Consider the following 20,887-nt stretch of genomic DNA (forward strand, 5'->3'; position numbering starts at 1 on the left):
GAACGGGGCCACGCGTGCGATGCGTCTGGAACAGGTTCATCTGCAGCCTCCCCGTTTGAAGTGATTGACAAGACACACCTAGCCGCACTGCGTTCGCAGCGCAAGTCAGGTCAGGCTAGATAGAACAACAGGCTGACGCCCAGAAGGGCCCCAAAACGAGATACACGGAAACTGGCCAGCCGGTACGCAATACTTCCAAATCCGGCTATCGGCCAATATCCGAGAGACGCAGAACCGACCTTGACCGATTGATACGCAATACCCGGTTGTTCGGCTCGCATACGGCAACTCCAGACAAAAACCGTATGTCCACATGTCTATCAGCACGCACTTAAGAAAGTGCTTTCAAGAAGCAAACGAGCGGTAAATTGCCCGCCCTATCTTGGGACGAAACTGTTTCTTTCCTGACGAGGACGAGGTTCACAACCGTTCCGCTTGACGGCATGAGGTTCACCTTGCTGTGGGAATTGGCCAGGCGGCCAGACCCGCGGAAATGCTTGATATATGCTAGGGGTTGGACCCTGCCCGATTCGGGCACGAACCATTGTGGAATGTGTATGTCGCCAGATCTCTTCGGAAGCACCGCTCCCAATCCGGAACCGCCAAAGGAAACGAAGCCGGCCAAGTCGTCTGCCCGTTCCGGGGCTGAGCCGCCTGCGGAATATGGTGCCTCCGACATTGAAATCCTGGAAGGTCTCGAGCCGGTCCGGCGGCGACCGGGCATGTATATCGGTGGTACCGACATCAACGCCTATCATCACCTATTTGCCGAGGTGATCGACAACTCCATGGACGAGGCCATTGCCGGTCACGCCACGCGCATTGAAGTGCACCTGGGCGCCGACGGATACATCACGGTTACCGATAATGGCCGTGGCATCCCGGTGGAGAAGCACCCAAAATTCCCCAACAGGTCGACACTTGAGATCGTTCATACCGTGCTCCATGCGGGCGGCAAGTTCGACTCCAAGGCCTATGAGACGTCGGGCGGTCTGCATGGCGTGGGTGTCTCGGTGGTCAACGCGCTCAGCGACGACATGATTGTCGAGGTGGCGCGCGATCAGCAATTGCATCGCATCCAGTTTTCGCGCGGCAAGGTGGTCGAGGACGTCGTCAATGTCGGGCGGGTGCAGAACCGGCGCGGCACGACCACGCGGTTTCACCCGGACCCGGATATTTTCGGGGCCACCGCACATTTCTCTGCAGGCCGCATTTTCCGCATGACGCGGGCCAAGGCCTATCTGTTCGGCGGGGTGGAACTGCGCTGGAGCTGCGACGAGAGCCTGGCGAATGACGAAGTGCCCGCCAAGGCCGTGTTCCACTATCCCGACGGCCTCAAGGACTACATGACCGCCCGAATCGAGGGTGAGACGCGCATTACCGACGACATCTTCGCTGGCCGCAGCGGCAGACCGGGCAGCCATGGCTCGGTGGAATGGGCCATTGCCTGGACCCTCGGCGATGGCGGGGTGCAATCCTATTGTAACACCGTCCCCACGCCCGATGGCGGCACCCACGAGGCCGGTCTGCGCATGGCCTTGCTGCGCGGTCTCAAGAACTACGCTGAACTGACCAAGAACAAGGGTGCGGCTAATCTGACGGCGGATGACGTGCTGACGAGCTGCGCCGCCATGCTCTCCGTCTTTGTGCGCGAGCCGGAATTTGTTGGGCAAACCAAGGACAAGCTGGCCTCGGGCGAAGCAACGCGCATTGTCGACAATGCCTTGCGTGACGCTTTCGACCACTGGCTGGCCGCTTCTCCGCAACAGGCCGGCAAACTGCTCGATTGGGCGGTCGAGCGCGCTGAGGAGCGTCTGCGGCGCCGCAAGGAAAAAGAGATCGACCGGGCCAGCGCCACGCGCAAGTTGCGTCTGCCCGGCAAGCTGGCCGACTGTACGCAGAATGCGGCCCAAGGCGCCGAATTGTTCATCGTGGAAGGCGATTCGGCCGGCGGCTCGGCCAAGCAGGCTCGCAGCCGCACCAATCAGGCCGTGCTGCCGCTACGCGGCAAGATTCTCAATGTGGCGGGCGCCAGCCGCGACAAGCTGGCAGCAAACCAGTTGATCGCCGACCTGGTGCAAGCCTTGGGTTGCGGCACCCGCGACCGCTATACCGAGGATGATCTGCGCTATGACAAGATCATCATCATGACCGACGCGGATGTTGACGGGGCGCATATTGCGTCGCTCCTGATCACATTCTTCTTCCAGGAAATGCCACGGCTGATCGAGAACGGGCACCTTTATCTCGCCCTGCCCCCGCTCTACCGGATCAGCCAGGGTGGCAAGACGCTCTATGCCCGCGATGACGCGCATCGGGCCGAGTTGATGGCAACCGAGTTCACCGGCAAAGGCAAGATCGACACCACCCGCTTCAAGGGTTTGGGCGAAATGCCCTTTGCGCATTTGCGCGAAACCACCATGTCGCCCAAGACGCGGACACTGTTGCAGGTGAAGATTCTCGATGACCGAGATGCGACCCGCAACACAGTCGACCGGCTGATGGGTACGAAGCCGGAGGCGCGGTTTGAGTTCATTCAGGAGAATGCGGCCTTCGTGACCGACCTCGACGTCTGAGGCCGCTTTAACCGCGTTGCAGTCTGAATCCTCCAAGACCGTTGACAGACAAAGGGTTTGCGCTATGGTCCGCGCCGCTGGGCAATTCCAATGGATCCGATCAAAGGATCCAGTTTGGTGTTCTATCAGCGCGATAATGGCCCCGGCCCTGACGATCTGCCGCTGCTATATCGCTATGCGGATGCGCAACAGTATTTCATAGCCCATCCGCTCTCATGCAAGGGACGCGCGCCCAAGGGGCAGAACTTGCGCATTTCCAATGACCGACGCACCGGCCCGAACCCCTCGGCCCGGGCGGGCTTCGGGCAGACCGCTGAGTGGACCGACCGACTTGACCGACAACTTTACTGGACTGGGCCTTTCGACCAAGGTTGCCGACGCGGTGGCCGCCGCTGGCTATGACAAACCGACCGAAATTCAGGCGCAGGCCATTCCACACCTTCTGGAAAAGAAGGATCTGATCGGCATCGCGCAAACCGGCACCGGCAAGACCGCATCGTTTGTCCTGCCCATGCTGACGCTGCTGGAAAACGGCCGGGCACGGGCCCGCATGCCGCGCACGCTTATCTTGGAGCCGACGCGCGAGCTCGCAGCTCAGGTTGCGGACAACTTTGAAAAGTACGGCAAGAACCACCGCCTCTCCATGGCGCTGATCATCGGTGGGGTGTCGTTTGAAGAGCAGAACAAGAAGCTCGATCGCGGCGTGGATGTGCTGATTGCGACGCCTGGGCGGCTGTTGGACCAGTTCGAGCGCGGCAAGATTCTGCTGACCGGCGTCGAGATCCTGGTCATCGATGAAGCCGACCGCATGCTCGATATGGGCTTTATCGACGATATCGAAAAGATCGTGTCGCGTCTGCCGCCCCGCCGACAAACAATGTTGTTCTCGGCGACCATGGACAACCAGATCGAACGGCTGACCAAGAAATTCCTCAAAGACCCAGTGCATGTGCAGGTGTCGCGGGCCGCATCGACGGCCGACACCATTGACCAGAAACTGGTCAGAGTGCCATCCAAGCCGGACGAGAAACGGGCAGCTCTACGCAGCCGGATCGACGCCTCTGATGGGCTGACCAACGCGATCATCTTCTGCAATCGCAAGCGTGACGTGGCGACACTGGCCCGTTCGCTGCAGCGGCATGGCTATTCGGCCGGCGCGCTGCATGGTGACATGGACCAGAAGAGCCGTACGGAAACGCTGGATGCGTTCAAGACCAACAGGCTTACGCTGCTGGTGGCCAGCGATGTGGCTGCGCGAGGCCTGGACATTCCAGCCGTGAGCCATGTCTTCAATTTCGACGTTCCGGTGCACGCGGAGGACTACGTACACCGCATCGGGCGCACCGGCCGTGCCGGCCGTTCTGGTGTGGCCTATACCTTGGTCGGTCCTGCGGACGGCAAGCATCTGGACGCCATTCTCAACCTGATCCAAAGGCAGATCGACTGGCTTGATGATGTCCAACCCACGACGGAGCAGCCAGAGAGCGGCGCAGAGAAGCCAAGCCGAGGCCGCCGCGGACGCGCCGCAGCCAGGCCGAAAGTAGCTGAGACAATAGAAGCCGCAGAAACCGTAGAAGCCGCCACGGCACCAACCCCTGCGCAAAAGGCGACCAAACCGGCCGCCAAGGCCACGCGAAGGCGCTCGTCCAAGGCTGCTGCCGAGGCGCCGCTTGCTGATACGCCGTTCGGCGACGCAGGGCCGATTCCCGCATTTTTGCTGCGACCGGCACGAATTTCACAATAAACATTGCAGTAAAGGTCAGCAGGGGCGCCAAACTTGTCACCGGGTGCTTGTTAGGTGGGGGCGCAGGGCTGTATTTATTGGCCACGACTCAATTAAAGTAGAACGATACGGTCAAGGCGCAACGGCGCGCGGGGTGGGTTAGTGTCGGACCAGGAATTCAAGCGTACCTTAGGTTACGCCAATGCGGCGTTTGATCTGCTCAAGCGAAGCGGCATTCCGCCCTATCCGCAGTTCTATGAGCTGCTTTACACCTATGCGACAGGCGTGAACCCGTCGCTGAATAGTCGCATCAATGCGATTTTCCGCAGCGGCACCGTTCCTTCCTCGGAGCTGGCGGAAACGCTCTACAACGAGTTCCTGAAGTCCGACGTCAATGACCGCATGTCCAGCGTGTCTGAGCGCATGCACGCCCGCATCGAAGCGGTGCATGAAGCCATCGACAGCGCAATGACCACGGCCAATGCCTATTCCGGCTCACTGCAATCCGCCAGTGGTGACCTGGAACGGAATCTTGACGCCAATGATATGAAGGCCCTGGCCACCCGCCTTTTGGCGGAGACGCGGCGCATGCAGGATACAAACCGGCAGCTTGAATCCAAGCTGGAAGCGTCGCGTGAGGATATCGCTGCCCTGCAGCGCGATCTGGATGATGTGCGGCGTGAATCCATGCTCGACCCGCTGACCAAGATCGCCAATCGCAAGAGCTTTGACGAGGGGCTGGCGGACGCCATCTCGGAAGCGGAAGCCGATGGCTCGCCGCTCAGCCTGATCCTCGTCGATATCGATCATTTCAAGAAGTTCAACGACACCTACGGCCACCAGACTGGCGACCAGGTGTTGCGACTAGTTGCAATGATGTTGAAGTCCAACATCAAGGGCAAGGACCTGGCCGCCCGCTACGGCGGTGAGGAATTCGTGGCCGTCCTGCCTTCGACCGATCTTGATGGCGCTATCATCGCTGCAGAAAATATTCGCAAGGCTATTCAAGCCAAGGAATTGCTCAAGCGCTCAACCAATGAAAAGCTCGGCCGGATTACAGCTTCCTTCGGCGTGGCTGCATTTTCGCGCAAGGACAATGCCATGTCGCTGATCGAGCGTGCTGACCAATGCCTCTATGCGGCCAAGCATGCCGGCCGCAACAGGGTGGTGAGTGAAAACGAGCTTATCCAGATAGAAGAAGCGCCGGCTAAGGACGTTTCGGCTGCGTGATCACCCAGCGGGCGTGAGTTCGACACCGAGCGCTGATAGCATCTGCCAATAATCCGGATAGGTCTTTCCGGTACACGCTGGATCCAGAATCGTAACACCACCCATCCGCAGACCAGCCAACGCAAAGCTCATCGCAATGCGATGATCGTGGTAGGTCTCGATGCGGCTGATGGCATTGCGGTGCGCTGCATTCATCAACTCCGGATCGCTGTTGACGATCAGGTCGTCCCCCTCCTCGCGTGCCAGCCCGGGACGCAACCGGTTGAGCTCGTTGGCAACTGCCCGGATACGGTCCGTTTCCTTGACCCGCAGATTGGCAATTCCGACAAAGCGAACCGGGTGGTTGTTGAAAGCGGCAACCACAGCGATGGTCGGCACGGCGTCCTGCATCTGCGAACCATCGATCACCGCTGGCATATTCGGGAACTGCGCCAGAACAGGTTGAGCGGCGGCGTCAGGCTGGGAGAAGGTCTCGGCGGCAATGCCGAGGTCGATCTTGCCGCCGGTCAGGGCCTCTATGCCCCAGAGATAGGTCGCGGCTGAGGCGTCCGGCTCAACGTGAAAATCGGTGGCGCGATAACCGGTAGGCTGCACCAGCCAGGACCCGTCCTCACGATCTTCGACCTCAGCGCCAAAGGCACGCATGGCTGCCAATGTCAGATCAACATAGCCGCGGGCGCCGATATCCTTGCCTGCCAGGGCAACTTCGATGGGCCCGCTACCAAGAGGCGCCGCCATCAACAGTGCCGACACATATTGGCTGGACAGGGAAGCGTCGATCTCGACGCGACCCTGACCGAAAGAACCCTTGCCCTGGATGGTCACAGGGGGACAACCCGAAGGGCTCGTGGCGTTAATTCCGAGCGCTCTGAGGGCATCCACCAATGGACGGATCGGACGCAGGCGCATGTCCTCGTCGCCATCAACAACGACAGTTCCGTCGATGGTGGCGACCGCTGCTGTCAGGAAGCGCGTCGCGGTTCCGGCATTGCCCAGAAACAGAGGCGCCGCCGGCGCCTGCAGACGGCCAGTGCTGGTCACCAGAAAAGTCGTCGCGTCAGGCTCCTCCACGACAACACCCATGTCACGCAAGGCCCGCGCCATCAGCGTCGTGTCCTTGCTCTTCAGCGCGCCGGTCAACCGGCTGGTGCCGTCGGCCAGAGCCGCCAGCAACAGCGCACGATTGGTGATCGACTTGCTGCCGGGCGGCGAAACGCGGCCAGAGAGCGGACGGTTCGGGGGGGTTATAGTGTAGGCGGGAGGAAGCGTGTTCGACATGATGCGGGATCAATGCCTCAGCGGAGCGGTTTCCGCAACGGGAACTTGGTTGTCATCCGCGATTTGCGCTCCACCTCCCGCTGTGCGCAGAGGCCGGGCGAATGAGTTATCAGGCCCCTGCCCGCGCCTCGGCAATTGCCTTCAGATCAGCGGCGGCCAGCGTAACACTTTCACCGCAGCCGCAGGCGCCCGTCTGGTTAGGATTGTTGAAAGTGAAGCTGGAACCCATCTTGCCTGACTCGAAATCCATGACAGTGCCAAGCAGGTACATGGTGGCCTTTGGATCGACCCAAACGTGGACACCCTTGTCTTGGACATGGTCGTCTCCGGCAATCGGAGCTTCGACATAGTCCATGGTGTAGGACACGCCCGCGCAGCCAGCATTCTTGATGCCGACACGCAGCCCGATTACGGGCTTCTCTGAATCCTCGATGATCTCGGTGATGCGCTCAGCAGCGGCATCGGTCAGCGACATAATCTGGAACGGCATGGCCCAACTTTCATCGGCGTTTCACGATATATAGGACGAAACGCGTAAAATTACCACCAGTTCAACGCGACTTGAGCTTCCTCGCTCATACGCGAGGCATCCCAGGGCGGGTCAAACACCATGTTGACGGTAACGTCCTGGATCCCTTCGACACCCCGGGCGGCGTTTTCAACCCAGCCTGGCATTTCACCGGCAACGGGACAACCGGGGGCCGTCAATGTCATATCGATTGTCAGGTTGCGATCGTCATCCAGGTCTACCCGGTAGATCAGGCCCAACTCGTAGATGTCGACCGGAATTTCCGGATCATAGACCGTTTTCAGAGCCCCAATCAGATCGGTCGTGATGCGTTCGACTTCACCTTCGGGCAGAGTTGTGGGCATGCTGGGCGCAATACGGGTGTCCGTTTCGGCAGCAGCCTGGTCGATCTTGGTCTCTTCGGTCATATCAGCCTTCCTCAGGCGAAAAATTTCTGGGCACGCTCAATGCCGTCCACCAGCGCGTCCACGTCGTCCTTGCCGTTATATAGGGCGAACGAGGCGCGACATGTAGAGGTGACGCCAAATCGGCTGAGCAGCGGCTGGGCGCAATGGGTGCCCGCACGCACCGCGATGCCGTAACGATCGAGGATGGTAGCGATGTCATGGGCATGAGCGCCGGCGACCTCAAAGGAGAAGATGCCGCCTTTGTCCGGCGCTGTGCCGATCAGGCGCAGGGAGTTGATACGGCCCAACTTTTCCTGCGCATAGGTGGCAACATCATGCTCGTGGGCGGCAATGGCGTCGCGGCCAATGGCCTGCATGTAATCTAGCGCGGCGCCGAGACCCATAGCTTGGACGATTGGCGGCGTGCCGGCTTCGAAGCGATGGGGCGGCTCGTTATAGGTGACGCCGTCAAGCGTCACCGTGTCGATCATCTCGCCACCGCCCTGATAGGGCTGCATCTCGGCGAGAAGGTCATACTTGCCATAGAGTACGCCGATGCCGGTGGGTCCGTAGAGCTTGTGGCCAGTCATGACGTAAAAATCGGCGTCGAGTTCCTGGACATCCACGCTGGTGTGAACGGCGCCCTGCGAGCCGTCGACCAGCACCGGGATGCCACGAGCGTGCGCGATGTCGATGATCTGCTTGATCGGATTAACCGTGCCCAGCACGTTCGACATATGCGTAACGGCAACAACACGGGTTCGGTCGGTCAATGACGCTTCGAAGGCGGCCATGTCGAGAACGCCATCCCCATCCACACCGATCCACCTGATCACCGCGCCCTTGCGCTCGCGATGAAAATGCCATGGAACGATATTGGAGTGGTGCTCCATGATCGTGGTGACGATCTCGTCGCCCTCCGCTATGCGCGGGCCGACATAAGAGGAGGCCACCAGATTGATCGCCTCGGTAGCCGACTTGGTGAAGACGATCTCTTCGACCCGACCGGCGTTGAGGAAGCGGCGGACGCTTTCGCGCCCGGCCTCATAGCCCTCAGTCGCGCGATTGGCCAGCGTATGCAGGCCACGGTGCACATTTGCGTATTCGTGCCGGAAGGCATGGTCCATGCGGTCCAGCACCTGAAGAGGTTTCTGGGCGGAAGCGCCGCTGTCGAGATAGACAAGCCGTTGGCCATGGATCTGTTCCGACAGGATCGGAAAATCGGCACGGATTTTTTCGAGGTCGAAGGTCATAGGGGTTCCCCCCTCCGTAGATTTTGCCAGCCCGGCGGGCCTGGCAACGCTACCCTCCCCCCAATGGGGAAGAGTTGGTTTGTGTGCGTATAGCAGGGCTTACTGGCGGCCCATCAGCCAGCCATCAACGATGCCCTGAAGCGCTTCGTTGAGCTCTTCATCTTCGATTGAATCAAAAAGCTCCGCAATGAAGCCGCGCACCAGCATGGTCTCTGCTTCGGCCTTCGGAATGCCTCGGCTCATCAAATAGAACAGGCTGTTCTCATCGATCATGCCGCAGGTCGAACCATGGCCGCAGACCACGTCGTCGGCATAGATCTCGAGCTCCGGCTTGGACAAGATTTCGGCCTCGTCCGACAGCATCAGGCCCTGATGCATGAACTTGGCATCGGTTTTCTGGGCGTCGCGGGCAACAACCAGCTTGCCCTGCACAACGGCCTTGGCGCGGCCGCGCACGATGGACTTGAACAGCGGCTGGGACGAAGTGTGCGGCACCGCGTGCAGCGTTTCCATCGTGATATCGGCATGCTGACCATCGGACACCAGGTTGAGACCGGTGAGGTCGGCATGGGCCTCGGCACCCGCCATGCGTGGGAACACATGGGTGCGGGCCAGTCCAGCGCCGGCGTGGATCACCAGAGTGCGCAGCTTGGCGCCATCAGCGAGTTGATACTCGTTGGTGGCGAAATGCGACACGGCGCGGGCGCTAAGATCGATGGTGATGTGCGTCGCTACGGCATTCTTGCCCACCGACAGGTAAGTTGCATGGTTGCCCACATGCGCCGCATCCGAGCCGGAGAAGGTTTCGACGATGGTCGCCGACGCGTTGTCCGCAACAAAGACCTTGAGCGCATCAGCGACATGGGCCGCCTCGCCCTCAATCCGGCGTTCGACCTGGATGACCGGATCGACGCTGTTTTCGAGCGTGAGCGTGAGGGCTTCCTTAGCGAGTGCCCCATTGATGTGCACCAGGACGTCATCACGCGTGGTCAGTACGCCGCCATGGGCCTTGCCGACAATGACGCCGGCCGGGGCCGTCGCGGCATTCTGAATCACGCCGTTGGCGATCATCAGGTTGAAGGCGCCGGGGATGCGCAGCGCCGGGGCGCTGGCTTCGTTGGCGGCAGTGGCCAGCGGCGGGATGGCCCGCAGCAGCGTCTTGAGATCGGTATAGTGGTAGCTCTCGACGCGACGGGTCGGCAGGCCGGCCACGGTGATGCGCTCGGCTGTGGCGTCAGCGCCAGCAGCCTTGAGCTGGGCAATCAGAGCGTCCTCGGCCGGGCCGAGGCGAACAGGAAAGTTTGCGCGCATGGTTTAGGCAGCCTCTCCGCCGTAGCTGGCATAACCCTGTGCTTCGAGTTTAAGCGCCAGGTCCTTGTCGCCGCTCTCGACGATCCTGCCGTCCGAGAAGACATGCACGACGTCGGGAACGATGTGGTTGAGGAGGCGCTGGTAGTGGGTGATGACAAGCATGGAGCGCTGGCCATCGCGCAGGGCGTTCACCCCCTTGGAGACAACCTGCAGCGCGTCGATGTCGAGGCCGGAATCAGTTTCATCGAGCACAGCCAGCGATGGCTTCAGGAGCGCCATCTGCATGATCTCGGCGCGCTTCTTCTCGCCACCCGAGAAGCCGACATTGAGCGGACGCTTGAGCATGTCATTGTCGATATTGAGCTGTGTTCCGGCTTCCTTGACGGCACGCATGAAATCGGGAGTGGTCAGCTCTGCTTCGCCACGCGCCTTGCGCTGGGCGTTCAGCGCGGCCTTGAGAAAGGTCATCGTCGCGACGCCCGGGATTTCGATCGGATACTGGAAGGCCAGGAACAAGCCGGCGGCGGCGCGCTCGTCAGGCTCCATCTCGAGGATGTTTTCGCCATTGAGCAGGATTTCGCCCTCGGTGATCTCATAGTCTTCCTTGCCGGCCAGCACGTAGCTCAGGGTCGACTTGCCCGAGCCGTTACGGCCCATGATGGCATGGACTTCGCCGGGCGGGATGATGAGGTTCACACCCTTGAGGATTTCGCGTTCCTCGATACGGGCATGCAGGTTGCGGATTTCAAGAACTGGCGTGGTCATTTTTTCTACCTTCTTCAGTCTGGGCGGCTTTGCTGCCGGCTCGCAGGACTGGTCATCAATTTCATTCAGGCCTTGGCAGGCGTGGGCAATTCGACACTTTCGTAACCGCCCGGCTTCCGGTGATGGACGCGCAAAACACCGTGTTCAGGCAGCTCAACTACATTGGTCTCTGTCTGATTGGCGACGCAGATATATTTCAGGATACCTGTGCCGGTGTTGGTGAGCTGGTGCGCCAGCTCGGCCCGGCCTGCGGGCGCGCCAAGCACATCACCCACACTCACCTTGTGAGATGTGTCGCCGAAACGATAGGTCCCCTCACCTTCGAGGATGACGATGATCTCGTCCTCCAGGTAGTGGACATGGAACGGGAAGGCGGATTCGCCCGGCTGTACCTCGAAATAGCTGGCGCCGAGCATGGTCAGGCCCATGGCACGCGTGAAATTGGCACCGTCCGCGCCAATACCAGGACCCCGATCGTGCCGCTTGAGTGCCAGGCCGGACAGGGCGATGACAGGTTCGATGCTCTTTTCAATCATCCGACGCTGCCTTCCAGGCTGATCGAAATCAGCTTCTGCGTTTCGACCATGAATTCCATGGGCAGATGCTGAAGCACGTCGCGGACGAAGCCATTGACGATCAGCGCCACGGCTTCCTCTTCCGAGAGGCCCCGCTGCATGCAGTAGAACATCTGGTCGTCGGAAATCTTGGACGTGGTCGCTTCGTGCTCGAAGACAGCCGTGCCGTTGCGGCTCTCGATGTAGGGAACCGTGTGGGCGCCGCATTTGTCGCCGATCAGCAAGCTGTCGCACTGGGTGAAGTTGCGGGCGTTCTTGGCCTTGGCATGGGCCGAGACCTGGCCGCGATAGGTATTGTCCGAGAAGCCGGCCGCAATGCCCTTGGAGATGATGCGGCTGGACGTGTTCTTGCCCAGGTGGATCATCTTGGTGCCGCTATCGACCTGCTGATAGCCGTTGGAAATGGCGATGGAATAGAACTCGCCGCGTGAACCGTCACCGCGCAGGATGCAGCTCGGATACTTCCAGGTGATGGCCGAGCCGGTTTCCACTTGGGTCCAGGAAATGTGCGAGTTCTTGCCACGGCAATCGCCACGCTTGGTGACGAAATTGTAGATGCCGCCCTTGCCGTTCTTGTCGCCCGGATACCAGTTCTGGACGGTCGAGTACTTGATTTCGGCGTTATCGAGGGCAACCAGTTCCACCACGGCGGCGTGCAACTGGTGCTCGTCACGCATCGGGGCGGTGCAGCCTTCGAGATAGGAGACGTAGCTGTCGTCATCGGCGATGATCAGCGTGCGCTCGAACTGACCCGTCTTCTTTTCATTGATCCGGAAATAGGTCGACAGCTCCATCGGGCAACGAACGCCCTTCGGGATGTAGACGAAGGACCCATCGGTGAAGACGGCGCAGTTGAGCGTGGCGTAGTAATTGTCCGAGACCGGCACGACGGAGCCCAGATACTGCTTGACCAGATCGGGATACTCACGAATGGCGTCGGAGATGGAGCAGAAGATGATGCCCTGCTTGGCCAGTTCCTCGCGGAAGGTGGTCACCACGGAGACTGAGTCAAAGACCGCATCAACTGCGACATTGGCGCCAAAGGGCGTACCAACGGATTCAGCGGCGCCCTCGACACCAGCCAGAATGGCCTGCTCCTTGAGCGGAATACCCAGCTTTTCGTAGGTACGAAGCAGTTCAGGATCGACCTCGTCCAGGCTCTTGGGGCCCTTGAACGATTTCGGCGCCGCATAATAGCTGATCGCCTGGAAATCAATCTTGGGATAGTGGACCTTGGCCCAGTTTGGCTCTTCCATGGTCTGCCAGCGGCGGAAGGCCTCAAGGCGCCATTCCAGCATCCATTCCGGCTCGTCCTTTTTGGCCGAAATGAAGCGGATCGTGTCTTCCGTCAGACCGGCAGGGGCGACATCGGACTCGATATCTGTTTCGAAGCCGTATTTGTATTTGTCGACGTCGAGCGCCAGCACCTGTTCGACCGTTTCGCGGTCGATTTCTTCCTTGAGGGTCGGAATGTTGTAGTCCGCCATGCGGCTTCTCCTTCAATGTCCCTCGGCGGTTCAAGGCCGCCGCGAACGAATAGTCAGTGTGGCGTCTACGCCGCTTTTCCATCCCGCCGCTGGCGTGACAGAAGGGTTTCAAATCCGGCCAGAAACGCTTCCGCGTCTGCCCTGGTCGAGTTCCAGCCGAAGCTGACGCGCAAAGCGCAATTGGCAAGAGCCTTGGGCACACCCATGGCGGCCAGCACGTGGCTGGCGCCCACCTTGCCCGAAGAGCAGGCCGAGCCCGAGGACACCGATAAACCCATCAGGTCTAGCGCCATCATTGCCGTGGCATTGTTGAGCCCCGGTACAGCAAAATTGGTAACATTGCCGATACGTGTCGCTCCCCTTCCGAAGATCACCGCATCAGGCGCGATGGCACCCAATCCGGCCTCAACGCTCTGCGTCAGGGCGGACATCGCCTCGGCATCGTATCGCGAGGTTGCCGCCGCCGCCCCGAACGCTGCGATCAGCGCCGCCGACTCTGTCCCACCGCGACGGCCCTGTTCCTGGCCGCCACCGGGAATGAGCCGCACCGTATCTGCATGCGACTTGACCAGCAGAGCGCCGATGCCAGCGGGGGCGCCGATCTTGTGGCCACTGATAGCCATCATATCGGGTGCCGAGGCCGCAAAATCCAGTGGCAGCTTGGCCAGAGCCTGCACGGCATCGACGAAAAGCGTGTGCCGTGTCGGACCCACCAGGGCATTTATGCGCTCAACGGGCTGGACGACGCCCGTCTCATTGTTGATCCAGTGGACGGCCACCAGCAGCGTCACACCCTGCTCGTCCGCCTGTCGCAACAATGATGACAGTTGATCGAGATCAATGCGTCCTTCTGCATCCAGGGCGATTGTCCACAAAGGCAGGCCCGTGGCTGCTGCTGCTTTCAAAGTGGCAGCGTGTTCTCCCGCACTCAGAGCGATGGCACCTGCCGAAAACTGCGTAGCGCCGCCGATGAGGGCTTGCGTAATGGCTTCGGTGGCCGAGCCGGTAAACACGACCTGTTTTGGCTCTGCGCCGGCCAGGGTCGCAACCTGCTGGCGCCCGGTCTCAACCAGGTTGCGCAACGCACGGCCATGGGCATGCACCGAGGAGGGATTGCCGGTCAATTCAAGCGCAGCAAGCATCGCCTCCCGCGCCTCGGGGCGAAGCGGGGCAGATGCATTGTGATCGAGATATGTGGCCGCTCTCGTCATTGCGCTTTCCGGACGCCGGTGCGCCCTTTGTAGCTTCCATGCCTGTCGCGAGACGCTCCTGACGTCCTCGCACTCAAACACTTCTTGAAATTTTACGCCCAACTTCATTACAAGGGGCGCTCCAGGGGGCCGGTTACCGGCCCAAAACCGAGTTTCGAATAATTCTAAACTGGTGTTTCGGACCCATGTTTTAGGGAGCGCTCCGCGCTTAGTCAAGCCGCGCGTTGCCATTCCGGCAAGGGCCCGAAACCTCAATAGGACAGAGCCAGAAAAGGCCGAACAATCTTATGCCAGAAGTGATCTTCAACGGCCCCGAGGGGCGTCTGGAAGGCCGGTATCAGCCAGGCAAGGAACCCAATGCTCCTGTAGCGATCGTGTTGCACCCGCATCCGCAATTCGGCGGGACGATGAACAACCAGATCGTCTACAATCTGTTCTATATGTTTGCCGAGCGTGGCTTTTCCGTCCTCCGTTTCAATTCGCGCGGTGTCGGCCGGTCGCAGGGTGTGTTCGACCACGGCATCGGCGAATTGTCGGATGCGGCCGCCGCGCTCGATTGGCTGCAGATCATCAACCGCGAGTCGCGCGGCTGCTGGATCGCCGGCTTCTCCTTCGGCGCCTGGATCGGCATGCAATTGCTGATGCGCCGCCCGGAAGTGGAAGGCTTCATCTCGGTGTCGCCTCCAGAGAACCTTTACGACTTCTCGTTCCTTGCCCCCTGCCCGTCCTCGGGCCTGATCATCCATGGCGACAAGGACCGCGTGGCCCCGCCCACTTCGGTGCAGAAGCTGGTGGACAAGCTCAAGACACAGAAGGGCATCACCATCGAACAGCAGATCGTGGAAGGGGCAAACCACTTCTACGAAGGCAAGATCGATGAATTGACCACGCGTTGCGCCGAATATCTCGACCGTCGCCGTCAGGAGATCGCGGACGGCGGCGGGCGCTAGTAGAAAAGAGCGCATAGGGCGATTGAAACCGCCACGGCTGGCCTGGCGCGTAAAGCGAAAGGCCTCCGTTTCCCTAGCGGTGGTCTTTCAACGGAGGTTCCCGCGGGTGCGGGAGAGACCCTCTCGACGGGGACGACCTTTGGATCGCATCAAAATGACCGAATTTAAGTCCGAATTCCTGCGCACACTTTCCGAGCGTGGCTTCATTCACCAGACCTCCGACGATGGCGGGCTGGATCACCTTTTTGCCACTGAAAAAGTCACCGCCTATATCGGCTTTGACCCAACGGCCGCCTCGCTACACGTAGGCAGTCTGATCCAGATCATGATGCTGCACTGGCTGGAAAAAACCGGCCATCGCGCCGTTGCCCTTATGGGTGGCGGCACGGGCATGGTGGGCGACCCGTCCTTCAAGGACGAAGCCCGCAAGCTGATGACGCCGGAGATGATCCAGGCCAATATCGACAGCATCAAGCAGGTGTTTGCCAACTACCTCGACTTCAGCGATGGCAAATCGCTGATGCTCAACAATGCCGAGTGGCTGATGCCGCTCAACTACCTGGAGTTCCTGCGCGACGTTGGCCAGCATTTCTCGGTCAACCGCATGCTGAGTTTCGACTCGGTCAAGCAGCGGTTGGATCGTGAGCAGTCGCTGAGCTTCCTAGAGTTCAACTACATGATCCTGCAGGCTTACGACTTCGTGGAGTTGAACAAGCGCTACGGGGTGAGGCTGCAGATGGGCGGCTCGGATCAGTGGGGTAATATCGTCAACGGTATCGACCTTGGGCATCGTCTGGGGACGCCACAGCTCTATGCTCTGACCTCGCCGCTTTTGACCACTGCTTCGGGTGCCAAAATGGGCAAGTCGCTCAATGGCGCCATCTGGCTCAATGCCGACATGCTCTCGGCCTATGACTTCTGGCAATACTGGCGGAACACCGAGGACGCAGACGTAGAGCGCTTCCTCAAACTCTACACGACGCTGCCGCTCGATGAGATCGCCCGTGTTGTGGCAGGTGATATCAACGAAGCCAAGAAGCGCCTTGCGACGGAAGTCACCGCTATGCTGCGTGGCCGTGAGGCCGCGGAAGGTGCTGCGGAGACCGCGCGCGCTACCTTCGAGACCGGCAAGCTGGACCTGTCCCTGCCGACAGCTGAAACCACTCATGCCGAACTTGCCACCGGTATTGGCGTGCTCAATGCCCTGGTCAAGGTGGGACTTGCTGCCTCGAACGGAGAAGCGCGGCGCCATGTTGCCTCAGGCGCTGTGCGCGTCAATGACGCGGTCATCGACGACGACAAGCTCACCTTGAGCGAAAACGCCCTGCTCGATGAGGGCGTCATCAAGCTCTCAATCGGCAAGAAGCGGCACGCACTGCTCAAGCCGGTGTAACGGCCCCTTCGTGTGCGATGGATTGAGGGCGCCCCCAAAGGGGCGCCCTTTTCTATTCCGCAGGTGGCAGTTCGCGGGCCCGGAACTCAAACATTTCGCGGAAGATGCCCGGCGCCAGGATGGAGAGCGGATTGACGAGGAATTGCGGGTCCTCAAGGGGCCCTCGCACGGCAAAAGTGACGCCCACCAACCCCTCGCCATCGCGACCACCCAGCAGCGGCCCAAGAATGGGCAACTGCTGGAAAATGTTGTTCAGCCCAAACAGCGGTACATAGGTACCGCTGAGGTCATAGCTGCGCCGATCGGTATAGATGAAGCCGCGCAGCGTACCGCCAACGGTATCGCCGGCCAGCACGGCATCCGTAACCTCCACGCGATCGCTGCTGCGGACGAAATTCACCTCTCCGGCCCGGAAATCGAGCCGGTTGCTGGCCGAAATGGCCGCGCGCGAGTCCGAGTGGTTACCCAAAATCTGGACGACATTGTTCTCATCGACAATCGCAAAATCGCGCAGAACCAGCTGGCCGGTCTCCCGGTCGAGCCGGCGATTTGTCGTCATGACCAGACTGCCCGACCCACCGGCGAGCTGTGAATAGATCCCCAGCAATCGCAACACCGTGCCCGCGTCATTGAAGGCCATTGAGAGCGTGCGGCCATTTGGTGCAGGATTGGTGGTGATGGAAACAGCATTGCCTTCACCGAACTGGGTTGTGAGGTTGACGCGGCTGAGGTTCCCTCCGCGCAGGACCAGGTCGAGATCGAGGTTGAAGGCTGTCGTTGCGTAGTAGCCGATGGCCCGGTCCAGTTCGACATCCAGTACGATCGTCTGGTCGAACTGCGTGGATTGCACACCGCCGCTTCCCTGCCCAAGGCTGAAGAAGCGGCTGAGCACGGGCTTGAGGTCGAGCTGACGCCCCCGGATCCGCACCGAAAAGCCGCCATCCACAGGCGTCAGATCCACCGTGGCGCTATCGCCCTCGCTCAGGGCGAAACTGGTGAAATTGGCAGCCACCAAGCCTTCGGTTGCATGATAGTCCAAAAGGCCGTTGAGGCGCACTGTGCCGAAGGTCAGCGCGATATCCTCGAGATGGGTCACGTCTCCGTCGGGCCGGACAATGGCCGTCAGAAGGCCCGGCGTGCCGGCGGATTTGGCAATGCCCAGATCGCGGATGTTGAGGCTTGCACGCTCAAGATCAACCGTCATTTGTAGCGCGCCCTCGGCCAGTGGCTGTGCAACGAAGCGCACCTGTCCCCCTAGGAACTCTGACGCATCGAAGCCGAAAGCGGCGAGATCGGCCACATCGATTGTGGAGCCCAGCCTGACCACAGGATCAGTCGCCGGCGTTCCTTCAATGGAAATCTCCGCCGGCATGCCGTCGACCTCGGCCGTACCGCCGAGCTGGTAATTGTCCTGGGATGCGGAAAAGGCCAGCTGTCCATCGGAAATCAGTCGCCCTTCGAGTGGCTGGCTGCTCGCAAAGTTCGCGATGGTGCCATTGACGACATAGTCGATGTCCATGTCCCGTCCGGCCTCCTCGTCACCCAGGGCAATGGTCGCCACCAGCCCAAGATCGACGGCCCCAGTGATGCTGGTCAGATCTATGGGAAGCTCAAACGCGGTCAGCGCATCGGGCTGCTGCTGTTCGACCAGCGCCAGCAGGGCAGGTATCGGCGCCGCCAAATCGCCGGATATCTCGATGATACTCTCGCCCGGAACAGTATTGTCCATGACAAGGGCCGGATTGGAGACGTCGATGGTGCCTGCCTGGGTCTCAAGAGCTCCGCCGCCACCAGATATAGACATATTGGCGTCATCCAGCCGCAGCCGTGTCTCGCCATTTATGAGTATGGGAGACATTTCCGGCGTTGGCTTGATGGCGACCCCTTCCCCGACAATATCGATCTGCATGCTGTCAGGCGGAATAGGCACTTCCTCGTCGCCGATGGCTAAGGTTCCGACCGGAAAGTTGAAACGCATGCGGGCGTTCTTGACGCGTCCCTCGGTGACATTGGCCACGAACCAGTCCCGGCTCTCCCGAGACATGATGTAAGGCCACAGGCGCTTGAAATCGTCCGCCGATACCCCCTGCCCGGCTATGGTCATGTCGAGCCCCATGCCGGCCTGCAGCATATCGATCCGTCCGGCGGTTTCCACGGTCGCACCCTGCTTGCTCGCCGTCAGCCGATCGATGCCAAGCGCGCCATAAAGAGGCGCAGACCACCCTGAAAATTCGACCAGTTCAAACGGCGTTTCAGGGGCGTCCATGTCGTCTGGATGGATCACGACGTCCGTCGCTGTCAGCGACATGCCGATGGTCGGACCGAAGGTCCGATCAAGGCCAAGCGCAAAGACACCGGATACCTTTGCCGAAGATTGCCCGATCTGCAGAGCCCCTTCGGCCAGGCGGAACTGACCAAGCTCGGGCTGCCAGGTCACATCCAGGATTGAACTGGCAACAGGGAAATAGTCATCGGCCAGGCGCAAATCGAGACCGGTGAGGTCGAGCTTGAAGGCGCCGCCGGACAGTTTCTTCTCGTCGGCAGTAAAGGTCACATCTATGGAAATGGACCCGGTGCCCCGCATCGCGGCCATACTGTCGCGATCGTCGATGAAAGGGACGAATGCCGAGAAATCGAGGTTGATCATATCGGCCTGCAAACGGCGGACGCCGTCGGGGTCGACTGACCGCTCGACGCTTCCGGTCACCGTCTGGCCACCAATGCGGGCGCTGAACTCGCCGGTTACACGCTCTTCGCCGGGCACGGGGCCGATTTCGAGCGAGACGGCTTCGAACTGCCGGAACAGGCCATAGATCGGGTCAGCCATGTCGATCAGGCCGTCGCGAACGACTAGTCTTGAGAACCGTCCCTGGGCGGTCTGTTCGACAAGATCGGCAATGGCAACTTCACTGGCCTCCAGATTGTAGATCAACCAGTCATTATCCGAGCGCATCGGCGGCGCCGTGCCCTGGTCGAACGAAATCCCCTCGGACGCGATGGCTATGGCGGGGAAGGTATCGGCCCCCTCCAGCACCCGCACTGTCGGCGGGCCGCCATCGGCACTTTCTTCAATTTCCAGCGTTCCAGGCCTTGGACCATAGAGGTCCTGCACGATCTGCACATGTGGCCCGACAATGGTGATCGTCGTGCCGGGCTGCCCGAACAGGGCTCGCGCTGGCGAGAACCCCACTTCCAATGCGTCCATCTGGACGCGCGCGCCGCTCTTGCTGTCGGTGTAGGACACCGGCGAAAACCGGATAACAGGCCAGACACCGCCTTCCAGGGCCAGGGCCATATCACCCATCTGCAGATCGGCCGTATCGGGCACGAAATTCTGCACAAAGCTGCGTATAGCCTGGCCTGTGAAGGGCACTCGGATTGGTGTGATCAACATGATCACATAGAGAACGAGCAGGATCAGGCTCGGGATGCCGAGGACCCAGATGGCGATACGACGCGCGCGGCCCCATCGAGACGGTCGAGCCGACAAAGCTGGTGGCGCCTGGGTAGGCGGTTCTGTGCCTGTTGCCTGGATCACTGCCACCACGTCATAGATCGGCCGGTTCCCCTCCAACCGCGAACAGAATCATCCGCCTCAGGCGGTGCATTGATTGATGATACCGGCTGGAATGTGGCGCCGACACCCTCTATTCAGGCAGCAGCACAGGATAGGCCATGACACATCTCAATCCCGGCGCCGCCATTCCCGATTTTTCTCTCGCCTGCGACACCGGCGAAACCGTGACGCCAGCAACACTGCTGGGCAGGCCGGCCGTCATTTACTTCTATCCAGAGGACGACTCAGGCGGTTGCGTGGACGAGAATGTCGAGTTTTCCGCTCTCCTGGCCGAATTTGTAGACCGAGGCGCCGATCTCATCGGGGTATCGCCTGACGACCTGGCAAGCCATGCCAGGTTCCGCGCCAAGTACAATCTGCTGCCCAAGCTGGGCGCAGATCCGGACCGCACGATGATCGAGGCTTTTGGGCTCTGGCAGCTCAAGAAGCTCTATGGCCGCGAGTTCATGGGGCTCATCCGCACCAGCTTCATTATTGATGCTAACGGCAAAATCGGGCGCATTATCAGGGCTACGCGCATCAAGGGACATGCTGCAAAAATGCTGTCGGCACTGGACGAAATGCTTGCCGCAAATGGGCAATAGGCCAGACTTTCGCCTTTCTTAACCAAACCCAGCCATAGTTCACTAACCATGTTGGGTGC

16 protein-coding genes are annotated in these 20,887 nt (G+C 60.3%); 6 read left to right on the plus strand and 10 right to left on the minus strand.

What is annotated here, in order from left to right; genetic code table 11:
• Positions 1 to 551 precede the first annotated feature (551 nt).
• The 3 genes from parE (at position 552) to ACE4RL_RS12650 (ending at position 5,529) form a co-directional block, all read left to right on the plus strand.
• Positions 552 to 2,576: a DNA topoisomerase IV subunit B gene (gene parE / locus ACE4RL_RS12640; protein ID WP_375597482.1), complete on the plus strand. Its 2,025-nt coding sequence runs from the start codon at positions 552 to 554 to the stop codon at positions 2,574 to 2,576.
• Between the two features lie 331 nt (positions 2,577 to 2,907).
• The gene (locus ACE4RL_RS12645) at positions 2,908 to 4,320 is read left to right on the plus strand and encodes a DEAD/DEAH box helicase (protein WP_375597483.1); all 1,413 of its coding nucleotides are present in this window, start codon (positions 2,908 to 2,910) and stop codon (positions 4,318 to 4,320) included.
• Between the two features lie 141 nt (positions 4,321 to 4,461).
• Positions 4,462 to 5,529 (plus strand): GGDEF domain-containing protein, encoded by a 1,068-nt coding sequence (locus ACE4RL_RS12650; RefSeq protein ID WP_375597484.1) that lies wholly within the window; start codon positions 4,462 to 4,464, stop codon positions 5,527 to 5,529.
• On the opposite strand, the gene aroA is transcribed toward ACE4RL_RS12650, so the two are convergent.
• The 9 genes from aroA to ACE4RL_RS12695 all read right to left on the minus strand — a co-directional run bounded on the left by aroA (position 5,530) and on the right by ACE4RL_RS12695 (position 14,324).
• On the minus strand, positions 5,530 to 6,807 hold the full coding sequence (aroA, locus tag ACE4RL_RS12655) for a 3-phosphoshikimate 1-carboxyvinyltransferase (protein ID WP_375597485.1): 1,278 nt from the start codon (positions 6,805 to 6,807) through the stop codon (positions 5,530 to 5,532).
• A 109-nt stretch (positions 6,808 to 6,916) separates the two neighbouring features.
• Positions 6,917 to 7,297 carry a HesB/IscA family protein gene (locus ACE4RL_RS12660; RefSeq protein WP_375597486.1) on the minus strand — a complete coding sequence of 127 codons (381 nt, stop codon included), beginning with the start codon at positions 7,295 to 7,297 and terminating at the stop codon, positions 6,917 to 6,919.
• Positions 7,298 to 7,347: 50 nt separating this feature from the next.
• On the minus strand, positions 7,348 to 7,680 hold the full coding sequence (locus ACE4RL_RS12665; protein ID WP_375600279.1) for an SUF system Fe-S cluster assembly protein: 333 nt from the start codon (positions 7,678 to 7,680) through the stop codon (positions 7,348 to 7,350).
• Between the two features lie 74 nt (positions 7,681 to 7,754).
• Positions 7,755 to 8,975: a cysteine desulfurase gene (locus tag ACE4RL_RS12670; RefSeq protein ID WP_375597487.1), complete on the minus strand. Its 1,221-nt coding sequence runs from the start codon at positions 8,973 to 8,975 to the stop codon at positions 7,755 to 7,757.
• Between the two features lie 99 nt (positions 8,976 to 9,074).
• Complete coding sequence (sufD, locus tag ACE4RL_RS12675; RefSeq protein ID WP_375597488.1) at positions 9,075 to 10,286, minus strand: Fe-S cluster assembly protein SufD; 1,212 nt, start codon at positions 10,284 to 10,286, stop codon at positions 9,075 to 9,077.
• 3 nt (positions 10,287 to 10,289) lie between these two features.
• Positions 10,290 to 11,051: a Fe-S cluster assembly ATPase SufC gene (sufC, locus tag ACE4RL_RS12680; protein ID WP_375597489.1), complete on the minus strand. Its 762-nt coding sequence runs from the start codon at positions 11,049 to 11,051 to the stop codon at positions 10,290 to 10,292.
• 65 nt (positions 11,052 to 11,116) lie between these two features.
• Complete coding sequence (locus ACE4RL_RS12685) at positions 11,117 to 11,587, minus strand: cupin domain-containing protein (protein WP_375597490.1); 471 nt, start codon at positions 11,585 to 11,587, stop codon at positions 11,117 to 11,119.
• Positions 11,584 to 13,113: a Fe-S cluster assembly protein SufB gene (sufB, locus tag ACE4RL_RS12690; RefSeq protein WP_375597491.1), complete on the minus strand. Its 1,530-nt coding sequence runs from the start codon at positions 13,111 to 13,113 to the stop codon at positions 11,584 to 11,586. The genes ACE4RL_RS12685 and sufB overlap by 4 nt, the downstream gene beginning before the upstream one ends.
• Before the next feature lie 65 nt (positions 13,114 to 13,178).
• Entirely contained in the window at positions 13,179 to 14,324 is a 1,146-nt protein-coding gene (locus ACE4RL_RS12695) for a cysteine desulfurase family protein (RefSeq protein WP_375597492.1), read from the minus strand.
• Between the two features lie 287 nt (positions 14,325 to 14,611).
• On the opposite strand from ACE4RL_RS12695, the gene ACE4RL_RS12700 reads away from it, so the two are divergent.
• Together ACE4RL_RS12700 and tyrS are read left to right on the plus strand one after the other, a co-directional pair.
• A complete protein-coding gene (locus tag ACE4RL_RS12700; protein ID WP_375597493.1) occupies positions 14,612 to 15,274 on the plus strand; it encodes an alpha/beta hydrolase in 663 nt (220 codons plus the stop codon).
• Positions 15,275 to 15,428: 154 nt separating this feature from the next.
• On the plus strand, positions 15,429 to 16,667 hold the full coding sequence (gene tyrS, locus ACE4RL_RS12705; RefSeq protein ID WP_375597494.1) for a tyrosine--tRNA ligase: 1,239 nt from the start codon (positions 15,429 to 15,431) through the stop codon (positions 16,665 to 16,667).
• A 52-nt stretch (positions 16,668 to 16,719) separates the two neighbouring features.
• Here tyrS and ACE4RL_RS12710 read toward each other — a convergent pair whose 3' ends face one another.
• On the minus strand, positions 16,720 to 20,157 hold the full coding sequence (locus ACE4RL_RS12710) for an AsmA-like C-terminal domain-containing protein (protein WP_375597495.1): 3,438 nt from the start codon (positions 20,155 to 20,157) through the stop codon (positions 16,720 to 16,722).
• A 185-nt stretch (positions 20,158 to 20,342) separates the two neighbouring features.
• Here ACE4RL_RS12710 and ACE4RL_RS12715 point away from each other — a divergent pair, with 185 nt between their 5' ends.
• Entirely contained in the window at positions 20,343 to 20,828 is a 486-nt protein-coding gene (locus ACE4RL_RS12715; RefSeq protein WP_375597496.1) for a peroxiredoxin, read from the plus strand.
• Positions 20,829 to 20,887: the final 59 nt, after the last annotated feature.

Source organism: Devosia polycyclovorans, from assembly GCF_042181575.1.
Lineage (GTDB): Bacteria > Pseudomonadota > Alphaproteobacteria > Rhizobiales > Devosiaceae > Devosia > Devosia polycyclovorans.